The organism is Thioalkalivibrio sp. ALJ2, from assembly GCF_000378325.1.
GTDB lineage: Bacteria > Pseudomonadota > Gammaproteobacteria > Ectothiorhodospirales > Ectothiorhodospiraceae > Thioalkalivibrio.
The window spans coordinates 78,241-95,069 of record NZ_KB899561.1; the positions used below are offsets into that span (position 1 = coordinate 78,241).

A 16,829-nucleotide genomic window follows, 5' to 3' on the forward strand; every position below is an offset into this window, starting at 1 on the left:
CCGCGCCGGGACCCCCGCTGCACGAGGAGGGAGCATGGACGGCGAGTACATCCTGGCCCTGGACCAGGGCACGACCAGCTGCCGGGCGATCCTGTTCGATCGTGATGCGTCGATCATCGGCGTAGCCCAGCGCGAGTTTACCCAGCACTACCCGCAGCCCGGCTGGGTCGAGCACGACGCGATGGAGATCTGGGGCACCCAGATCGGGGCGGCGCGCGAGGTGCTGGAGACCCGCGGTATCAAGCCGGCCCAGCTCGCGGCCATCGGCATCACCAACCAGCGCGAGACCACCGTGGTCTGGGACCGCGAGACGGGCAAGCCGATCCACCCGGCAATCGTCTGGCAGGACCGGCGCACCGCCGGTTTCTGCGACGAGATGAAGGCGCGCGGGCTGGAGGAGACGGTCCGCAGCCGCACCGGGCTGGTGGTCGATGCCTACTTCTCCGGAACCAAGCTGCGCTGGCTGCTCGACCATGTAGACGGTGCGCGTGAGCGCGCGGAGCGCGGCGAGTTGCTGTTCGGCACCATGGATACCTGGCTGATCTGGAATCTCACCCGCGGCGAGCGGCATGTGACGGATGTCTCCAACGCCTCGCGCACGCAGTTGTTCCACATCCACGAACTGGACTGGGATGACACGCTGTTGGATGAGCTGGAGATCCCGCGGGCCATGCTGCCCGAGGTCCGTGCCTCCAGCGAAGTGCTGGGCCATACGGGAACCGAGATGTTCGGTGCCAACGAGATCCCCATCGCGGGCGTTGCCGGCGACCAGCATGCGGCGCTCTTCGGGCAGACCTGCTTCGAGCGCGGCATGGCCAAGAACACCTATGGCACAGGCTGCTTTCTCCTGATGAACACCGGCATCGAGCCGGTCGCTTCGCACTCGGGCCTGCTCACGACCGTCGCCTGGAGCGTCGATGGCCAGGTCGAGTATGCGCTGGAGGGCTCCATTTTCATCGCCGGTGCCGCGATTCAGTGGCTGCGCGACGAGCTCAAGCTGATCGACTCGGCCGAGGACTCGGAATACTACGCGAGCAAGGTGGAGGACTCCGATGGTGTGTATGTCGTCCCCGCATTTGCGGGGCTCGGGGCGCCGTACTGGGACATGTATGCCCGCGGGGCCATCTTCGGGTTGACGCGCGGTACGCGCAAGGAACACATCACCCGCGCCACGCTGGACTCGCTGGCCTATCAGACGAAGGACGTGATCGACGCGATGGAGCAGGACTCCGGCATCGCGCTGAAGGGCCTGCGGGTCGACGGCGGTGCCGTCGCCAACAACGTGATGATGCAGTTCCAGGCCGACATGCTCGGGGTGAATGTCGAACGCCCGATGGTCACGGAGTCCACCGCCTTGGGGGCCGCCTATCTGGCCGGTCTGGCCGTGGGCTTCTGGACGCGCGACGAACTGGAGCAAAACAGCCAGCTGGACCGGGTATTCGAGCCGCAGATGGATGCGGCCACCCGCGACCGCTACTACCGGGGCTGGAAGAAGGCCGTAAAGCGTACGATGGGCTGGGCGCGCGAGGACGGCAACGAGGCGAGTGACTAGCGGGCGGGTGACTGGGCCGGCGTGGGCAGGGGCTTCGCCGCCAAGGCGGCTCCCACAGGGGGCAGTGGGTAGAGCGATGACTTTTACCCGGCGCTACCCTGAAGTCTGTGGGAGCGGGCTTGCCCGCGAAAGCCCCTGCCAGAGTCAGACCCTGCCGGATCAGTCGATGCTGGCCGGTTCGGCCGCGAGCTGGCCGGACTGGTAGTCGCTGATCGCCTGCTCGATCTCGTCGGGGGTGTTCATCACGAACGGGCCGTAGTGGGCGATCGGTTCGCCCAGCGGGCGGCCCTTGAACAGCAGCACTCGCGCGTCCTGCTGTGCGATCAGGTGGATCTGCGTCTGCCCGCTCCAGGTGCCCATTTGGCCCGTCTTCAGACCAGTGAGCTCGCCGTCATAGACATAGGCGAGCACCCGGTCTTCCAGCTGGACGGCCAGCGACAGCCGGTAGCCCGCGGGCAGGCTCAGGTCCGCCATGGCCGCACCTTCGCCGATCTGATCCAGCGGGCCTTCGGTATCCCCGGCGCTGGTTTGCCAGGAGCCAGCGATCGCCTTGAAGTGCAGCGGGCCGTCGTCTTCCGGCAGGTGGCGCATCGCGTCGGCGCGCACGTCGCGGTAACGCGGCGGGTCCATCTTGCGCCGTGCCGGCAGGTTTACCCATAGCTGGAAGCCGTGCAGCCCGTCCGAGTCCAGCAGGGGCATCTCGGAGTGGATGACCCCGCGCCCGGCGCTCATCCACTGCGCCTCGCCGGCCTCCACACGACCCTGGTTGCCCATCGAATCTTCGTGGGTCAGGCCGCCATGGACGAGGTAGGTCAGCGTCTCGAACCCGCGATGCGGGTGGGAGGGGAAACCACCGATGTAGTCCTCCTTCGCACTGGCCTTCAGCTCGTCCAGCATCAGGAAGGGATCCAGGCCGCCGCGAAAGTCATGGATGCGGCGAATCTTCACACCCGCGCCGTCCTGGGTCGGGTGGGCTGTGCGTACGCTGTCCGGCGGTGTGGGGGTCATGACTTCTCCTAGGGAAACACTGATAAATGTACACGCTCGCGCTCGAGTTGCTTTTGCGTGCGAACAAGGCGCGGTGACCGCCGTGCAGTCATTCTGCACAAGGGAGCCGCAACGCCGTGCGCGCGCAAAAGCGACTCGAGCCCTTGCATTCAATGGCTTGTGGGGTTGGCACCCCAGGTTCCCCGATCCTGCGTTGCGGCCCTTGCCGGTAGAACCACTACCGGCTGCGCACCGCGCCTTGTCTCGGAGAACCTGGGGTGCCAACGCGAGTGTGTACATTCATCAGTGTTTCCCTTGATTAACCCTGCAACCATACCGACCATAAAAGCAAAAGAAAATTGCAGTCAGGGCCTGTCATGGGGCGGTTGCAGCGATGTCAGCTCCAGCCAGCTATCGGCAAAGAATTCAAGACTCTCCACGAAATCCGGGTCGTGTTCCTGGCGGTTGATGGTCAGGTGCAGCATGACCGCCTCCGGCTTCGGCGGATGCCCGGTCGTCAGGGTCCAGGCGAGGGCGTTCGGGCAGCTCGGCAGGGTGAAGCGCACACCGCCATTGATGCACTCGCGCCGGACACGAAACTCGCCCCACAGGCAGTAGACGACGCCGGCATCGGGCCCGGTCTCTTCAACAAGGGCGTCAATGGCGGGGCAAAGCCGGGGCAGGGCCGGTACGGTCAGCTCGGCCTGCAGGGAATCGGCGACAGCTTGCAGGGGCAGGGTGCGAAAGAATTCCACCGGGATTCCTCGTTACGGGATGGTCGGCATGAAGACCGGCTGGCCGTCGATCTCGCCGGTGCTCAGTGGCTGGTTGTACAGCCGTTCCAGCGCGGAGGGCACCAGCATGGTTCGGGTGGGGCCCCAGCAGGCCTTTCCGTCGGGGAACATCAGCAGGAGGTGATCGCAGTAGCGTACCGCCAGGTTCACGTCGTGCAGCACCAGGATCGCGGCGCGGTTGTCCCGGGCGATGCCCCGTATATGGTCCAGCACCGCCACCTGGTGGTGCAGGTCGAGCTGGCTGGTGGGCTCGTCCAGCAGCAGGAGCCGCGGGTTCTGGGTGAGTACGGTGGCGATGGCCAGGCGCTGGCGCTCGCCACCGGACAGGGTATCCACCAGGCGGTGCTCCAGTTCCGCCAGATCCATGCGGGCCAGGGCGGCGCGGGCCTGGGCGTAGTCCTCGGCGGACTCGATGTCCCAGGGCCGCAGGTACGGGTGGCGGCCGATCAGAGCCGTCTCCAGTACTGTTGCAGGGAAGCCGTCGTGGTGCTTCTGAAACACCAGGCCCAGCTCGCGCGCCAGATGCGCTCGCGAGTATTCAGGGAGCGGGCGGCCTTGCACATGGATCTCTCCGGTGCGGGCCGCGCGCAGCCCGGCCAGGGTATGCAGCAGGGTGCTCTTGCCCGCGCCGTTCGGGCCGAGGATGCCCCAGCACTGTCCCGGGTTGATGGTCAGGTCCAGGGGCGAACCGCTGGCGCGTTCCGGGATGTCGATGACCAGATCGTGGGTGGCCAGCAGGGTGTCCGGCCCTGGCACCTCGTGCACGCTCTCGGTGCCGGACGCGTGTGGATCGCCGTGGAGTTGGGGATCGGCGGTGTGCGGAGGCATCAGCGGCTCCGGTACAGCAGGAACAGGAACACGGGGACGCCCAGCATCGCGGTGATCACGCCGACGGGCAACTGCTCCGGGGCGATCATCGTACGGGCGAGGGTGTCGGCCAGCGTCAGTAGGATGCCGCCGCCGAGTGCCGAGGCCGGCAGGATCACGCGCTGGTCGTTGCCGAAGATCAGCCGGAGCATGTGCGGCACGATTAGTCCGACGAAGCCCACCGCACCGACCTGCATGACCGCCGTGGCGGTGATCAGTGCCGCCGCGACGTAGATCGTCCATTCCACCGGCCGCACGGCCACGCCCAGTGCGGCCGCCTGCATCGGGCCGCGCGCCAGCACGTTCAGCGTCCGTCCCAGCGGCAGGGCCAGCAACACGACCAGCACCAGCACACCCCAGGCGGGGTAGGGGTTGCGGGCGTGGGAGACATCGCCCATCAGCCAGTACAGCATCCCGGGCAGCTCCGCGGTCGGGCTCACGGCGAGCAGGAAGCTGATCACGGCGCCCCAGCCGGCCGCCACGACCACGCCGGTCAGCAGCAATCGGGTCGGCGTCCAGCTGCCGGTGCCGTGCGCCAGGCCGAACACGATCACCGTGGACAGCAGCGCGCCTGCGAATGCGGCGACCGAGACCGAGAACATCGACAGCCCCGCGAGCATGGCCAGCAGGGCACCCACCGAAGCCCCGCCGGAGAGGCCCAGCACATAGGGATCGGCCAGCGGATTGCGCAGCAACACCTGCATCAGGGCACCGGCGACGCCCAGCAGCCCGCCGGCGGCGAATGCGGCCAGGGCGCGTGGCAGGCGCAGTTCCAGTACCAGCGTGTTGTGCAGGCGGCTCCCTTCGCCCTGAATCACCGCGAGCAGGTCGCCGGGGGCAATGGCGACGCTGCCATAGGCCAGCGCGATCAGGATCGCAAGCAGCGACGCCGGGAGCAGGACCCCCGTGGCGAGGAGGAAGGAGCGCGTCACGGCTGGTCAGTCGTCCCGGCGTGAACGGGCCCGTTCCAGCTCTTCGCACATCAGCCGGGTCCCTTCGGCAATCCGCGGGGTGTGACGCTGGAGCAGCGACGGCGGGATAAAGAACAGGTTGTCGCGCTGCACCGCAGTCATGTCCTCCCATTGTTCCCAGGCAATTACCCAGTCCGGCCGGTCTTCGCCCATGCCGCCACCGATGATCACCTCCGGGTCGGCCTCGATCACGGCCTCGCGGTCCATGCGCGGCACCAGGCGGTCCAGGTGACCGAACACGTTCTTGCCCCCGCACAGGCGGATGGCCTCGCCGATCAGGTGATCGTCGTTGACCGTCATCAGGGGCTGTTCCCAGACCTGGTAGAACAGCGGGACCGGGTCACGGTCGGAATAGTCCAGCCGCAACGTCTCGATCTCGTCGAGAAAGGCCTGCACCGCCTCCTCGCCGCGTTCCTCGGTACCGGCCAGCTGCGCCATGCGACGCATGCTGGAGGCCACGCCCTCGAAACTGCGCGGTTCCGAGACATAGACGTTCAGCCCCAGATCGCGCAGGCGCTCGATCTGCGAGCTGGAGTTGCCACTGCGCCAGGCGACCACCAGGTCCGGGTCCATCTCGACCACGCGTTCCAGGTCGATGCGGCTGTAGCCACCGACTCGCGGGATCATCTCCGCCTCCGGCGGGAAGTCGCTGTGATGCGTGACGCCGACCAGCTGCTCTCCGGCGCCGACGGCGAACAGGACTTCCGTGATGTGCGGGGCCAGGCTGACGATACGTTCGGCGGGCCGGTCGAGCGTGACCTCGCGATCGTCATCGTCGGTCACCGTGACCGGTTCGGCCAGTGTCGGCCCCGCGCACAGGAGTAGCGCGGCAAGGGCCGTTAACTGGCGTTTGAGGGAAGTGAAAGTCATTAAAAATCCGAATGTTGTGGATTGTTCGTAACGTAAACAATACCGTGTTTTCGGGGCGCCGCACGGGCAGCGAAAGCGCCTCATCATAGCAGCAAGGGCAAGATGGTTTGGTGCCCAAATTGGTCGGGGGCACCCTGAGCGCGTATCATGCTCCGCTTTCGTCAGGTGCCTGCAGTTGGCAGGTGAAACGGGAAGCTGGTGCAAGTCCGGCGCTGCCCCCGCAACGGTAAGCGAGCGGTAAATCGCTCGGCAGACTGGCCACTGGGTCCTGTGCCCGGGAAGGCGTCTGCCGGTCGGCATCCCCCGACGCTCGCAAGCCCGGAGACCGGCCTGGCGGTGATTCATCCTGCGACCGTGCGGCGGGCAACGGTCGAGGGCGCAGGTGCGTTCCTAAAAGCCTGTTCCTTCGTGTCTTCGCCGCGCCGTCGCCTCGACGGAACCTCATGACGGCCCCAGCTCCCAACCAGTCAGAAGAGAATCCGAACGCGTTCGCCTCGGCGGAGCGCGCAGCGGTCTATCGCGTGATCGGCGAGCGCCGGGACATGCGGCATTTCCGCCCGGACCCGGTGGACCCCGATACCCTGCGGCGCCTGCTGGAGGCCGCGCACCAGGCGCCCAGCGTGGGCTACATGCAGCCCTGGCGCTTTCTGCGGGTGACCGACGCGCGGCTGCGCGATGCGTTGCACGGGCATGTGGCGGCGGAGCAGACACGCACGGCCGAGGCCTGCGGCGAGCGTGCCGCCGAGGTGCACCGTCTGAAGCTCGAAGGCATCCGCGATGCCGGCGAGCTGCTGGTGGTCGCGTTGACCGATGGGCGCGAGCGCTACGTGCTGGGTCGGCGCACCATCCCGGAGATGGACCTGTGCTCCGCCGCGTGTGCGATCCAGAACCTGTGGCTCGCGGCCCGGGCCGAGGGCCTGGGCATGGGCTGGGTGTCGCTGTTCGACCCGGACTGGCTGGCCGGGGAGCTGGGGATGCCGAAAGGGGCCTGGCCGATCGCGATCCTTTGTCTGGGTCATGTGGATGCGTTCTACGAGCGGCCGATGCTGGAAACCGAGGGCTGGGATCAGCGACGGTCGCTGGACGAACTGGTGTTCGAGAATCGCTGGGGCAGCCGTACCGACGCACCCGGCGGTTCCTCAGCGAGTGGATGACCCGATGCTGATCGCGTTCCTCACGCTGCTTGGTGCGCTGGTGCTGGATCGCCTGATCGGCGATCCGCGCCGCTGGCACCCGCTGGCCGGGTTCGGGCTGCTGGTCCAGCGCCTGGAGGCCCGGTTCTACCGCGATGGTCGGGCCCGCGGCGCGCTGCTTCTGGCCGTCCTGGTGGTGCCCTTTGTGCTGCTGACGGTCTGGTTGCAGCAGCTCCTGCCGGTCTGGCTGGTAGGGCTGCTGGTACTGGCGTTGGCGCTGGGCTGGCGCAGCCTCGACGAACACGCCGAGCGCGTGGCCCGGGCGCTGGAGGCCGGCGATCTGGGCCAGGCGCGGCAGCAGGTGCAGATGCTGGTCAGTCGCGACAGCGAGGCCCTGGATGTGGCAGGGGTCAGCGGCGCGGCGGTGGAGTCGGTACTGGAGAACGGCAACGATGCCCTGTTCGGCACCATTTTCTGGTTCCTGGTGGCCGGTGCGCCGGGGGTGGTGCTGTATCGCCTGGTGAACACGCTGGATGCGATGTGGGGCTACCGCAATGCGCGTTACACGCGCTTTGGCTGGACCGCGGCGCGGCTGGATGACCTGCTGAACTGGGTCCCGGCGCGCATGACCGCGCTGGCCTATGCCCTGGCCGGGCGCACTCGCGATGCCCTGCAGTGCTGGGGCGAGCAGGCCGCGGCCTGGAAGAGCCCGAACGCTGGGCCGGTAATGGCCGCTGGGGCGGGCGCACTGGGGCTGGTGCTGGGCGGTGCCAGCCAGTATCACGGCGAGCGTCAGTGGCGTCCGCGCCTGGGGATGGGCGCGGCACCGGATGCCGCCGGCATCCGTGCGGCGATGGGGCTGGTGGATCGGGCGCTGGCGCTGTGGATGGGCGTGCTTGTCATCGGGGTGAGCCTTGCGATCTTCTGAGCTGAACAGAGCGCGGCCGGCACCGACCGGGGCCGTGCTAACCCAGGTGCATGGTGGCGGACTGCGCGCAGCTGCCAGGCATTACGGGGTGGCGCCGGAGCAATGGCTGGACCTGTCTACCGGCATCAACCCGCACGGCTATCCGCTGCCCATGCCCCCGGCGGACGTCTGGGCGCGCCTGCCGGAGCCCGACGACGGTCTGGAGGTGGCCGCGGCGCGGTACTACGGCTGCAAAGGGCTGTTGCCCCTGGCGGGCTCGCAGGCGGCCATCCAGCTGCTGCCACAGCTTCGCCCAGCGGCTGCTCGGGTTGGCCTCCTCGCGCCCAGTTACAACGAACACGCGCGGGCCTGGCGCATGGCCGGGCATCGGGTCGAGGCGCTTCCTGCGCTTGGCGACGCGGCGCCGGCCGCGATCGAGGCACGCCTGCCGCAGCTGGATGTGCTGGTACTGGTCAACCCGAACAACCCGACTGGACTGCGCGTGACCGTGGAGACGCTGCTGCGCTGGCATAGGGGGCTTGCGGCACGCGGCGGCTGGCTGGTGGTGGACGAGGCCTTCATGGATACCAGCCCCCGGCACAGCCTGTTGGCGGCCGACCCGGGCACGGACCTGGGCCCGGGGCTATTGGTGCTGCGGTCGCTGGGCAAGTTCTTCGGTCTGGCCGGGGCGCGGGTCGGATTCCTGGCGGCGGAGCCGGCGCTGCGGGCGGCGCTGGCGGAGCGGCTGGGTCCGTGGGCGCTGTCCGGCCCGGCGCGCTGGGCGGCCACCCGAGCGCTGGAGGATCGCGCCTGGCAGGAGCAGACGCGCGCGAACCTGACCGCGGCGGGTGCGCGGTTGGAAGAGCTGCTGCGGCGGTACGGAATCGCTACCGAAGGTGGCACCGCACTGTTTCGCTGGGGGCGCCGCGATGATGCGGTCGCGGTTCAGGATGCGCTGGCGCGACAGGCGATCCTGGTGCGGCGTTTCGACGACCCCGCCAGCCTGCGTTTCGGGCTGCCGGGCGACGAGGCCCAATGGCACCGCCTGGAACAGGGACTGGAGGCGTTGTGAGCGCGACCACGCTGATGGTGCAGGGGACCACCTCGGATGCCGGCAAGAGCGTGCTGGTGGCCGGTCTGGCGCGGGTGCTGCATCGCCGTGGGCTGTCGGTGGTGCCGTTCAAGCCGCAGAACATGGCGCTGAACAGTGCAGTGACCCTGGACGGCGGCGAGATCGGGCGCGCCCAGGCCCTGCAGGCCGCCGCCTGCGGCCTGGAGCCGCATACCGACATGAATCCGGTGCTGCTCAAGCCCAGCTCCGATCAGGGGGCGCAGGTGATCATCCACGGCCGTCCTGCGGCCGAGCTGGATGCTCGTGCCTACCATGACTACAAGCCCGTCGCCCGCGAGGCCGTGCTGGCCTCGCATCGACGGCTGACCGCGCAGTATGCGCACGTGCTGGTGGAAGGGGCGGGCTCGCCGGCAGAGATCAACCTGCGCGCAGGCGATATTGCCAACATGGGGTTTGCCGAGGCGGTGGACTGTCCGGTGATCCTGGTCGCGGATATCGACCGTGGCGGCGTGTTCGCGCATCTGGTCGGTACGCTGGCGTTGCTGAGCGCGACGGAGCGCGCGCGGGTGCAGGGCTTCGTGATCAACCGCTTTCGCGGCGATATCTCGCTCCTCCAGCCGGGACTGGACTGGCTGGAGCAGGAGACCGGCAAGCCGGTGCTGGGCGTGATCCCGTATCTGCACGGGCTGTACCTGGACGCCGAGGACGCCCTGCCGCGCGAGGCGGTGCCGGAAAAGGCGGTGGATGCCCTGAAGGTCGTCGTGCCGGCCCTGCCGCGCATCTCCAACCATACCGATTTCGATCCGCTGCGCCTGCACCCGGGTGTGGACCTTCGCTTCGCCGGCCCGGGCGAGTCGCTGCAGCCGGCGGACCTGGTCATCCTTCCGGGGTCCAAGTCCGTGCGCGACGACCTCGCCTGGCTGCGCGAGCAGGGCTGGGAAGACGAGCTGCAGCGCCATGTGCGTTATGGCGGCAAGGTGCTCGGGATCTGTGGCGGCTTCCAGATGCTGGGCCGGGCCGTGCACGATCCTGACGGCGTCGAGGGCCGGCCGGGCTCCACGCCGGGGCTCGGCTGGCTGGACATCGAGACGCGTCTAGCACCGGAAAAGCGCCTGGAACGTGTTCACGGGAACCGTGTGCTGGGCCAGGAGACCCGCGTGGAGGGCTACGAGATTCATGCCGGTGTGACGACCGGGCCCGGGTTGGATCACCCGCTGCTGGAGCTGCAGCATGGCCCGGACGGTGCGCGCAGCGAGGACGATGCCGTGGCGGGGACCTATGTCCACGGGGTGTTCGATACCTCCGCCGCAGCCGAGGTCCTTTTGCACTGGGCCGGCATGCGCAAGGGGAAGGAGCACGGCGAAGACCTGGCGACCGCGCGCGAGCGCGGCCTGGAACGCCTGGCCGATACCCTGGAGACGCATCTGGACCTGGGGCGCATCCTCGCGCTGCTGCGCGCAGGGAACACGGAGACCGTGACATGAAGACGCTGGTGCTCGGCGGAGTGCGTTCCGGCAAGAGCCGACTGGCGGAGCAACTGGCCGATGCCAGCGGCCTGCACGTGACCTATGTCGCCACCGCGCGTGCCGACGACGCCGAGATGGCACGCCGCATCGAACGCCACCGCGCCGACCGGCCCGGTGACTGGGACCTGATCGAGGCCGATACCGGCCTGGCCGCCGCGCTGGAAGAGGCCGCAAGGCCAGATGAATGCCTGCTGGTGGATTGCCTGACGCTGTGGCTGACCCAGCTCCTGTGCACCGAGGACGAGGCCCTGATCGAACGCGAGCGGGAGGCCCTGATCGCCACCGTGCCGCGCCTGCCGGGCACCCTGGTGTTCGTCTCCAACGAGACGGGCATGGGCATTACCCCGATGGACGCGCTGTCCCGCCGCTTCGCCGACGAGGCGGGCTGGCTGCACCAGCGCCTGGCCCCCACGATGGACCGCGTCGTGCTGACCGTCGCCGGCCTTCCTCGTGTGCTCAAGGGTGAACCGCTGGAATGAATAGACCAACGCGCGAAACAGGCACCGTCATTGCGAGGCGCGCAGCGTCGAAGCAATCGGCCCGGGGTGAACTGACGGATTGCCACGTCGCCTTCGGCTCCTCGCAATGACGGGCGTCATTGATGAAGGGTGTTGGTTTCAACATCGGAGGAACACGTGACCGAAGACTGTGACTGGCTGCAGGTGCCGCCGGCGTCCCTGAATGCCGAGGCGCGCCAGGCGGCGGCCGAGCGGCAGGCCCAGCTGACCAAGCCGCCGGGTTCGCTCGGGCGGCTGGAGGCGATCGCCGAGCGCCTGGCCGCCATGCAGGGCGTGGGCCAGCCCACGCTGGAGCGCGTCCATGTCGCGGTGTTCGCCGGCGATCACGGTGTGGTGGCGGAAGGCATTTCGCGTTTCCCGCAGGCCGTGACCGCGCAGATGGTCGCGAACTTCGCGAACGGCGGCGCTGCAATCTCGGTGCTGGCGCGGCACCTGGGCGCGTCCATCGAGGTGATCAACCTCGGTACCGTGGCCCAGCCTCCGGCCGTCGCCGGTGTGCAGCAGCTGAACCTGGGCCCCGGCACCGCAAACCTGGCCCGCGAACCCGCGATGACGCCGGCGCAGCTGGAACGCGCGCTGAACGCCGGCCGCCAGTGTGCCGAGCGCGCGCGGCGGGGCGGCACACAACTGTTCATCGGTGGCGAGATGGGCATCGGCAACACGACGGCTGCCGCCGCAGTCGCCTGTTCGCTGCTGGGTCTGCCGCCGGTGGACCTGGCCGGGCCTGGCACGGGTCTGGATGCGAATGGCGTGCGCCACAAGGCCGAGGTGATCGAGCAGGCCCTGCGCACCCACGCCGCGGTGCGCGGCGAGGCACTGGGTAGCCTGCGTTGTCTGGGGGGCTTCGAGATTGCGGGGCTGGCCGGCGCTTACATCGCCGCGGCGCAGATCGGGCTGCCGGTGCTGGTGGATGGTTTCATCAGCACCTCGGCGGCGTTGGTGGCCGAACGGCTGTGCCCGGGCACGGCAGACTGGTTCTTCTACGCCCACAGTTCGGCGGAGCCGGGGCACCGGCGACTGCTGGAATCGCTGGCGGCCGAGCCGCTGCTGGATCTCGGCATGCGCCTGGGCGAGGGCAGTGGGGCGGCCACGGCCGTGCCCCTGCTGCGCCTGGCCTGCGAGCTTCACGCCGGCATGGCGACCTTCGCCGAGGCTGGCGTGTCGGGCGATACCCCATGACCAAATCGGTCCGTATCGGTCTGCTGCGCCACGGCGAGACGACGGGTGCCGGCTTTCGCGGGCGCGGCTGCGATGATCCGCTGACCCCGGAAGGCGAGCGGGCGATGCGTGCGGCGTTCGAGTCCTCCGGCGAGTGGGATCGCGTCGTGTGCTCGCCACTGCAGCGCTGTCGACTCCCGGCCGAAGGCTTCGCCCGCGCGGCCGGGCTCCCCGTCCAGTGTGATCCCCGCCTGCAGGAGCTACATTTTGGTGACTGGGAGGGGCAAACAGCCGAGGCCCTGATGCAGACGGACGCCGAGGCGCTGGGTCGGTTCTGGGAAGACCCATTCGGCTACCCTCCACCCAACGGCGAAGACCTCGGAAGCTTCCGCGACCGGGTGCTGGCCGGCTGGGAACAGAGCGTAGTGGCGCCGGGCGGTCGTGTCCTCGTCGTCACCCACGGCGGGGTGATTCGCCTGCTGCGCGCACAACTGGAGGGCTGGCCGTTGGAGAAGCTATTGTCGATCGAAGTGCCGTTGGCCTCTTTGCACGTTGTCGAGCCGGGCCAGCGCGAGGAGATGCCCTCGTGATCAAGCAGAACAAATGTAGGAGGCCAGCCCTCTGGCCGATTGGGAATATGCCAACGCCCCATCGGCCAGGGGGCTGGCCTCCTACAGCAGAAATGGAAGGGGGAGCGCAATGAACTCCGTGTTTGCGCCCTTCTGGCTGGCCTTGCAGTTCCTGACCCGCGTGCCGACGCCGGCACAGGAACCACGGCCCGAGGACCTCGGCCGTTCGGTCCTGGCCTATCCGCTGGTGGGGCTGATCCTGGGTCTGGTGCTGGTGTTGGTGGGGATCGGTCTGTCCGCGATCCCCGGGGCGCCGGTGTTGCTGGTCGCGGCGCTGGTGCTGACATTCTGGGTCGCGCTGACCGGCGCGCTGCACCTGGATGGGCTGGCGGACACGGTGGACGCCTGGGTGGGCGGCCAGCGGCACCCGGAGCGGGCCCAGGCCATCATGAAGGACCCGGCCTGTGGCCCGATGGCGGTCGCGGCGCTGATCCTGATCCTGTTGCTGAAAGGTACGGCGCTAGTGGCGGTGGTCGAGACCGGCGCCTGGGTCGCGCTGCTGCTGGCGGTGCTGCTGGGGCGCGTGGTGCCGCCGGTGCTGTTTCTGACCACGCCCTACGTGAACCCCGTCGGATTGGGCGCGGACATGGCCAGGCACCTTCCACGCAGCGCCGCCATCGGCGTTGTCGCAGTCTCGGCTGCCGTGGTGCTGGTGCTCGGCCTGCTCTCCGGCCTTTGGGGGGTGATTCCGGCTTTGCTCGCCGCCGGGCTGACGCTGTGGGCTGCAACGCGCGTACTGAGACACTGGCTGGGCGGTTTCACCGGCGATACGGCCGGGGCCACGCTGGAGCTGGTAGAGACCCTGACCCTCGTGATTCTGGTGCTGGCACTCGCGGGCTAAAGCCGGGTCGATCAGGCCAGGTTCAAGGCAGGCGCTGTCACGAAAGCGTCACGGGATTGCCACATACTGACCGGATGAGCTCATTTCCCTCCCGTCTGAATCCGGGACTTCTGGTCCTGCGCACGCTGACGAGCCCCCTGCGGGCGGTACTCGAGGTGGCCGAACTGGAGACGGCCCCGCCCTGGTGGCAGACCTTTCTGCGCCTGGCGTTCCCCGTGCTGCTGGTCAGCGTGATCGCCAGCCAGTGGCTGTACCAGGTCATCCCGACCGGGCTGCCGCCGGAGGCGATGCCGGGGGCCTGGGGCTTCGGCGTCTACAGCGTGCTGGCGATGAGCATCGGCGTACTGGGTCTGGCCTGGTCCGCGCACTATCTGACCGAACTGTTCCAGGGCTACTCCCACCCGGATCGGGCGATGCTGGCGGTGACCATCGGCCTGCTGCCCGCCTGGGCGGGCAAGGTCGCCGCCGCCTTTCCCTGGCCCTGGGGCAACACGGTCGGCCTGCTACTGATCCTCTACAGCCTGTGGCTGCTGTACTGGTCGCTGCGCGGCATCCTCGGCCTGCGCCGCGGGAACCGCATCGGCCTGTTCGTGGCCACCGTCTTCTGCGGCGCCTTCATCACCCTCATCTTCGGCTGGCTGCTGATGGACCTGATCCCCGGCGCCACCCCCGAGACCCGCATCGGCACCACCTGGCTGATCTAGCGTGGCCCATTCGTTGTTGGCGTGTACTGGTTATTGGGTCGGTATACTGGCGCGGAAACGAACGAACAACCGGGATTGGTATGGCGGCAGGGAAGGCAGGTGGCAAGAGAAAAGCGAAGCCCTCGAAAGTCGCGGGATTGCTCAAGAAGGCAAAGAAGGCGCTGGATGATGGCGCCTTCGAGGAGCTCGAGGCCTTGTGTGGGCAAGTTCTCGGTATTGAGCCCAATAGTACAGATGCCCTCAGGCTTCTGATTCAGGGGGCGTTTGACCGGCATCAATACAGCACTGCGACCCTGTATGCCTCGAAATTGGTCCAGATGTGTCCAGAGGACGCGGCCAGCTACAACGCGCTGGCCGGTGTGCTGATCCTGCGCGACCGCTTCGAAGCCGCAGGTGCCGCGTTGCGCGAGGCGTTGCGACTGGACCCCAATATGCGCCTGGCACTCGACAACTACGCGCGCGTCCTCCAGGCCGAGGGGCGTTGGGACGAGGCGACCGAGATTCTGGAATCCCTGGTGGAGTCTGATCGCAACAGTGCCAAGCACTGGTTCTCGTTTGCGCATTCGCGCCATTTTCCCGCGGACAGCTCGCCGAGAAAGGAACTGGAAAAGGTCATCCGCAAGGGGAAGTTCGACCTTCGCGACCAGGGCCGTTTGTATTTCGCGCTGGCGAAGCTGCACCAGGATGCGGGCAATCTTGACGAGGCGTTCTCGGCCTTCGAGCTCGGGAATGCGCGTCAGGCGGAGGCGATCCAGCGTCAGGTCGACCAGGTGCGGCAGGGGGCCATACGCAAGAATGTCGCCGCTACCGAGAAGATTTTCAGCGCGGATTGGGCGAGGGGGCTTGATGACCCGAACCAGTCTCCAAGGCCGCTGACGCTGGTGCTGGGTCCGCCCCGTTCCGGCAAGTCGCTACTGGAGGGCCCGCTCTCCGGACACTCGCGAATCCGCCATTACGGCGAGCTGGCAGTTCTCCAGGAGGTCCTTTCCCAGCTCCCGAAGGAGGTGCGCAAGCGCTATCCGCTGATCATGCGGGAGCTGGAACCGGAAGGCATTGCGCAGATGCGGGCGCGGGTCGACTCCATGTGGGGCGAGGCGAAGGACGAATCGGTTCGAACCCATTTGGTCACCAATCCTGGAAACGTCTTCCATGTCGGGACGTTCATGAGCCTCTACCCCGGTACCCGCGTAGTTTTCTGCGAGCGGGACCCGGTGGACAACGCGATGGCGATCTACATGCGCTGGTTTGCGCAGCGCCTGCCGTACGCGTGGGCGATCGACACCATCGCCGAGTTCGTAATGCTGTATCGCCGGATGGCGGATCACTGGGAGAGGGTATTTCCCGATCGCGTGCAACGCGTGCACTACGAAGAGATGCTGGAAGACCCCGATGCCCATGTGGCCCGGGTGCTGGCCGCGCACGACTTGGAATGGGAGGCGGTATGCGCGGACGCGCAAGGGGAGATCGCCGACCCGGCCCTGCTTGGGCTAACCGGCAGCCTCGGCAGACGCAGCCGCGTGAACCCGGCGTTCGCGAGTATCGGTGAGCAGTATGAGGCCTATCGGCCTGCGTTCGAGGAGGCGGTAGGCGCCGCGAGGGCAAAGGTCTTTCCCGGCGGCGACTGAACAATGGTGACTGAACCATAAGGGGTATCGGTTTTTTTTCGATTTGGGGCTAAAGGATGGTGGTCAGGTGTCGTTAACGGTGCTGAAGGCGGGCTAGGACCGTCGACTGAACCGCCCGAGGCGGCGAGTACGACTCTACAGGAGAGTGACCATGTCTCAGATTATCAACACCAACGTTCTGTCCCTGAACGCGCAGCGCAATCTGGGGAATTCCCAGGGTGCGCTGGCCCAGAGTCTGGAGCGTCTGTCCTCGGGCCTGCGGATTAACAGCGCCAAGGACGACGCGGCCGGTCTGGCCATTTCCGAGCGTTTCAGCACTCAGATTCGCGGTCTCAATCAGGCGGTGCGCAATTCCAACGACGGGATTTCGTTTGCGCAGACGGCCGAGGGCGCCCTGGGGACCGTGGGCGATGCGCTGCAGCGTGCGCGCGAGCTGGCCGTGCAGGCGGCGAACGATTCCAACTCCGCCTCCGACCGTCAGGCGCTGAACGACGAGGTTCAGCAGCTGATGTCCGAGGTCTCGCGTATTGCCAACAGCACCGAGTTCAACGGTGGGCGTGTGCTGGACGGCAGTGTGCAGGACCTGTTCTTCCAGGTGGGTGCGAACCAGGGCCAGACCATTGCGGTCAGCGGCGTGGACTCGCGGACCTCCGAACTGGGCGTGACTGAGGTGGC

16 protein-coding genes, 1 pseudogene and 1 riboswitch are annotated in these 16,829 nt (G+C 67.7%); of the genes and pseudogenes, 12 read left to right on the top strand and 5 right to left on the bottom strand.

The window, feature by feature from the left end; translation table 11 throughout:
- The first annotated feature begins 34 nt into the window (after nucleotides 1-34).
- Nucleotides 35-1,552 (top strand): glycerol kinase GlpK, encoded by a 1,518-nt coding sequence (gene glpK, locus F468_RS0113410; RefSeq protein WP_018173948.1) that lies wholly within the window; start codon nucleotides 35-37, stop codon nucleotides 1,550-1,552.
- Between the two features lie 159 nt (nucleotides 1,553-1,711).
- Here the strand turns inward: glpK and F468_RS0113415 are convergent, their stop codons facing one another.
- From F468_RS0113415 to F468_RS0113435, 5 genes are all read right to left on the bottom strand, one after another.
- A complete protein-coding gene (locus F468_RS0113415) occupies nucleotides 1,712-2,560 on the bottom strand; it encodes a pirin family protein (protein WP_018994225.1) in 849 nt (282 codons plus the stop codon).
- A 344-nt stretch (nucleotides 2,561-2,904) separates the two neighbouring features.
- The gene (locus tag F468_RS0113420) at nucleotides 2,905-3,294 is read right to left on the bottom strand and encodes a hypothetical protein (RefSeq protein WP_018139647.1); all 390 of its coding nucleotides are present in this window, start codon (nucleotides 3,292-3,294) and stop codon (nucleotides 2,905-2,907) included.
- A 12-nt stretch (nucleotides 3,295-3,306) separates the two neighbouring features.
- On the bottom strand, nucleotides 3,307-4,161 hold the full coding sequence (locus tag F468_RS0113425; RefSeq protein WP_018173946.1) for an ABC transporter ATP-binding protein: 855 nt from the start codon (nucleotides 4,159-4,161) through the stop codon (nucleotides 3,307-3,309).
- On the bottom strand, nucleotides 4,161-5,132 hold the full coding sequence (locus F468_RS0113430) for an iron ABC transporter permease (RefSeq protein WP_018139649.1): 972 nt from the start codon (nucleotides 5,130-5,132) through the stop codon (nucleotides 4,161-4,163). The genes F468_RS0113425 and F468_RS0113430 overlap by 1 nt, the downstream gene beginning before the upstream one ends.
- 6 nt (nucleotides 5,133-5,138) lie before the next feature.
- Complete coding sequence (locus tag F468_RS0113435; protein WP_018995373.1) at nucleotides 5,139-6,041, bottom strand: cobalamin-binding protein; 903 nt, start codon at nucleotides 6,039-6,041, stop codon at nucleotides 5,139-5,141.
- A 146-nt stretch (nucleotides 6,042-6,187) separates the two neighbouring features.
- Nucleotides 6,188-6,390, top strand: a riboswitch (cobalamin riboswitch).
- A 94-nt stretch (nucleotides 6,391-6,484) separates the two neighbouring features.
- On the opposite strand from F468_RS0113435, the gene bluB reads away from it, so the two are divergent.
- The 11 genes and pseudogenes from bluB to F468_RS0113490 form a co-directional block, all read left to right on the top strand.
- Nucleotides 6,485-7,195 (top strand): 5,6-dimethylbenzimidazole synthase, encoded by a 711-nt coding sequence (bluB, locus tag F468_RS0113440; RefSeq protein WP_018139651.1) that lies wholly within the window; start codon nucleotides 6,485-6,487, stop codon nucleotides 7,193-7,195.
- A 4-nt stretch (nucleotides 7,196-7,199) separates the two neighbouring features.
- On the top strand, nucleotides 7,200-8,102 hold the full coding sequence (gene cbiB / locus F468_RS0113445) for an adenosylcobinamide-phosphate synthase CbiB (protein ID WP_018995374.1): 903 nt from the start codon (nucleotides 7,200-7,202) through the stop codon (nucleotides 8,100-8,102).
- 88 nt (nucleotides 8,103-8,190) lie between these two features.
- Entirely contained in the window at nucleotides 8,191-9,153 is a 963-nt protein-coding gene (gene cobD, locus F468_RS0113450) for a threonine-phosphate decarboxylase CobD (RefSeq protein ID WP_018995375.1), read from the top strand.
- Nucleotides 9,150-10,637: a cobyric acid synthase gene (locus F468_RS0113455; RefSeq protein ID WP_018995376.1), complete on the top strand. Its 1,488-nt coding sequence runs from the start codon at nucleotides 9,150-9,152 to the stop codon at nucleotides 10,635-10,637. Before cobD ends, F468_RS0113455 begins: the two co-directional genes overlap by 4 nt.
- Nucleotides 10,634-11,158 (top strand): bifunctional adenosylcobinamide kinase/adenosylcobinamide-phosphate guanylyltransferase, encoded by a 525-nt coding sequence (gene cobU, locus F468_RS0113460; protein WP_018995377.1) that lies wholly within the window; start codon nucleotides 10,634-10,636, stop codon nucleotides 11,156-11,158. The genes F468_RS0113455 and cobU overlap by 4 nt, the downstream gene beginning before the upstream one ends.
- Nucleotides 11,159-11,314: 156 nt before the next feature.
- The gene (gene cobT, locus F468_RS0113465; RefSeq protein ID WP_018995378.1) at nucleotides 11,315-12,376 is read left to right on the top strand and encodes a nicotinate-nucleotide--dimethylbenzimidazole phosphoribosyltransferase; all 1,062 of its coding nucleotides are present in this window, start codon (nucleotides 11,315-11,317) and stop codon (nucleotides 12,374-12,376) included.
- Complete coding sequence (locus F468_RS0113470) at nucleotides 12,373-12,945, top strand: histidine phosphatase family protein (RefSeq protein WP_018139657.1); 573 nt, start codon at nucleotides 12,373-12,375, stop codon at nucleotides 12,943-12,945. Before cobT ends, F468_RS0113470 begins: the two co-directional genes overlap by 4 nt.
- A gap of 109 nt (nucleotides 12,946-13,054) precedes the next feature.
- A complete protein-coding gene (gene cobS, locus F468_RS0113475) occupies nucleotides 13,055-13,825 on the top strand; it encodes an adenosylcobinamide-GDP ribazoletransferase (RefSeq protein WP_018994218.1) in 771 nt (256 codons plus the stop codon).
- A gap of 74 nt (nucleotides 13,826-13,899) precedes the next feature.
- Complete coding sequence (locus tag F468_RS0113480; RefSeq protein ID WP_018648908.1) at nucleotides 13,900-14,529, top strand: YIP1 family protein; 630 nt, start codon at nucleotides 13,900-13,902, stop codon at nucleotides 14,527-14,529.
- A gap of 80 nt (nucleotides 14,530-14,609) precedes the next feature.
- Nucleotides 14,610-16,154 carry a sulfotransferase gene (locus F468_RS0113485; protein WP_196801189.1) on the top strand — a complete coding sequence of 515 codons (1,545 nt, stop codon included), beginning with the start codon at nucleotides 14,610-14,612 and terminating at the stop codon, nucleotides 16,152-16,154.
- Between the two features lie 151 nt (nucleotides 16,155-16,305).
- Nucleotides 16,306-16,829, top strand: a pseudogene (locus F468_RS0113490) (flagellin); the annotation flags it as partial.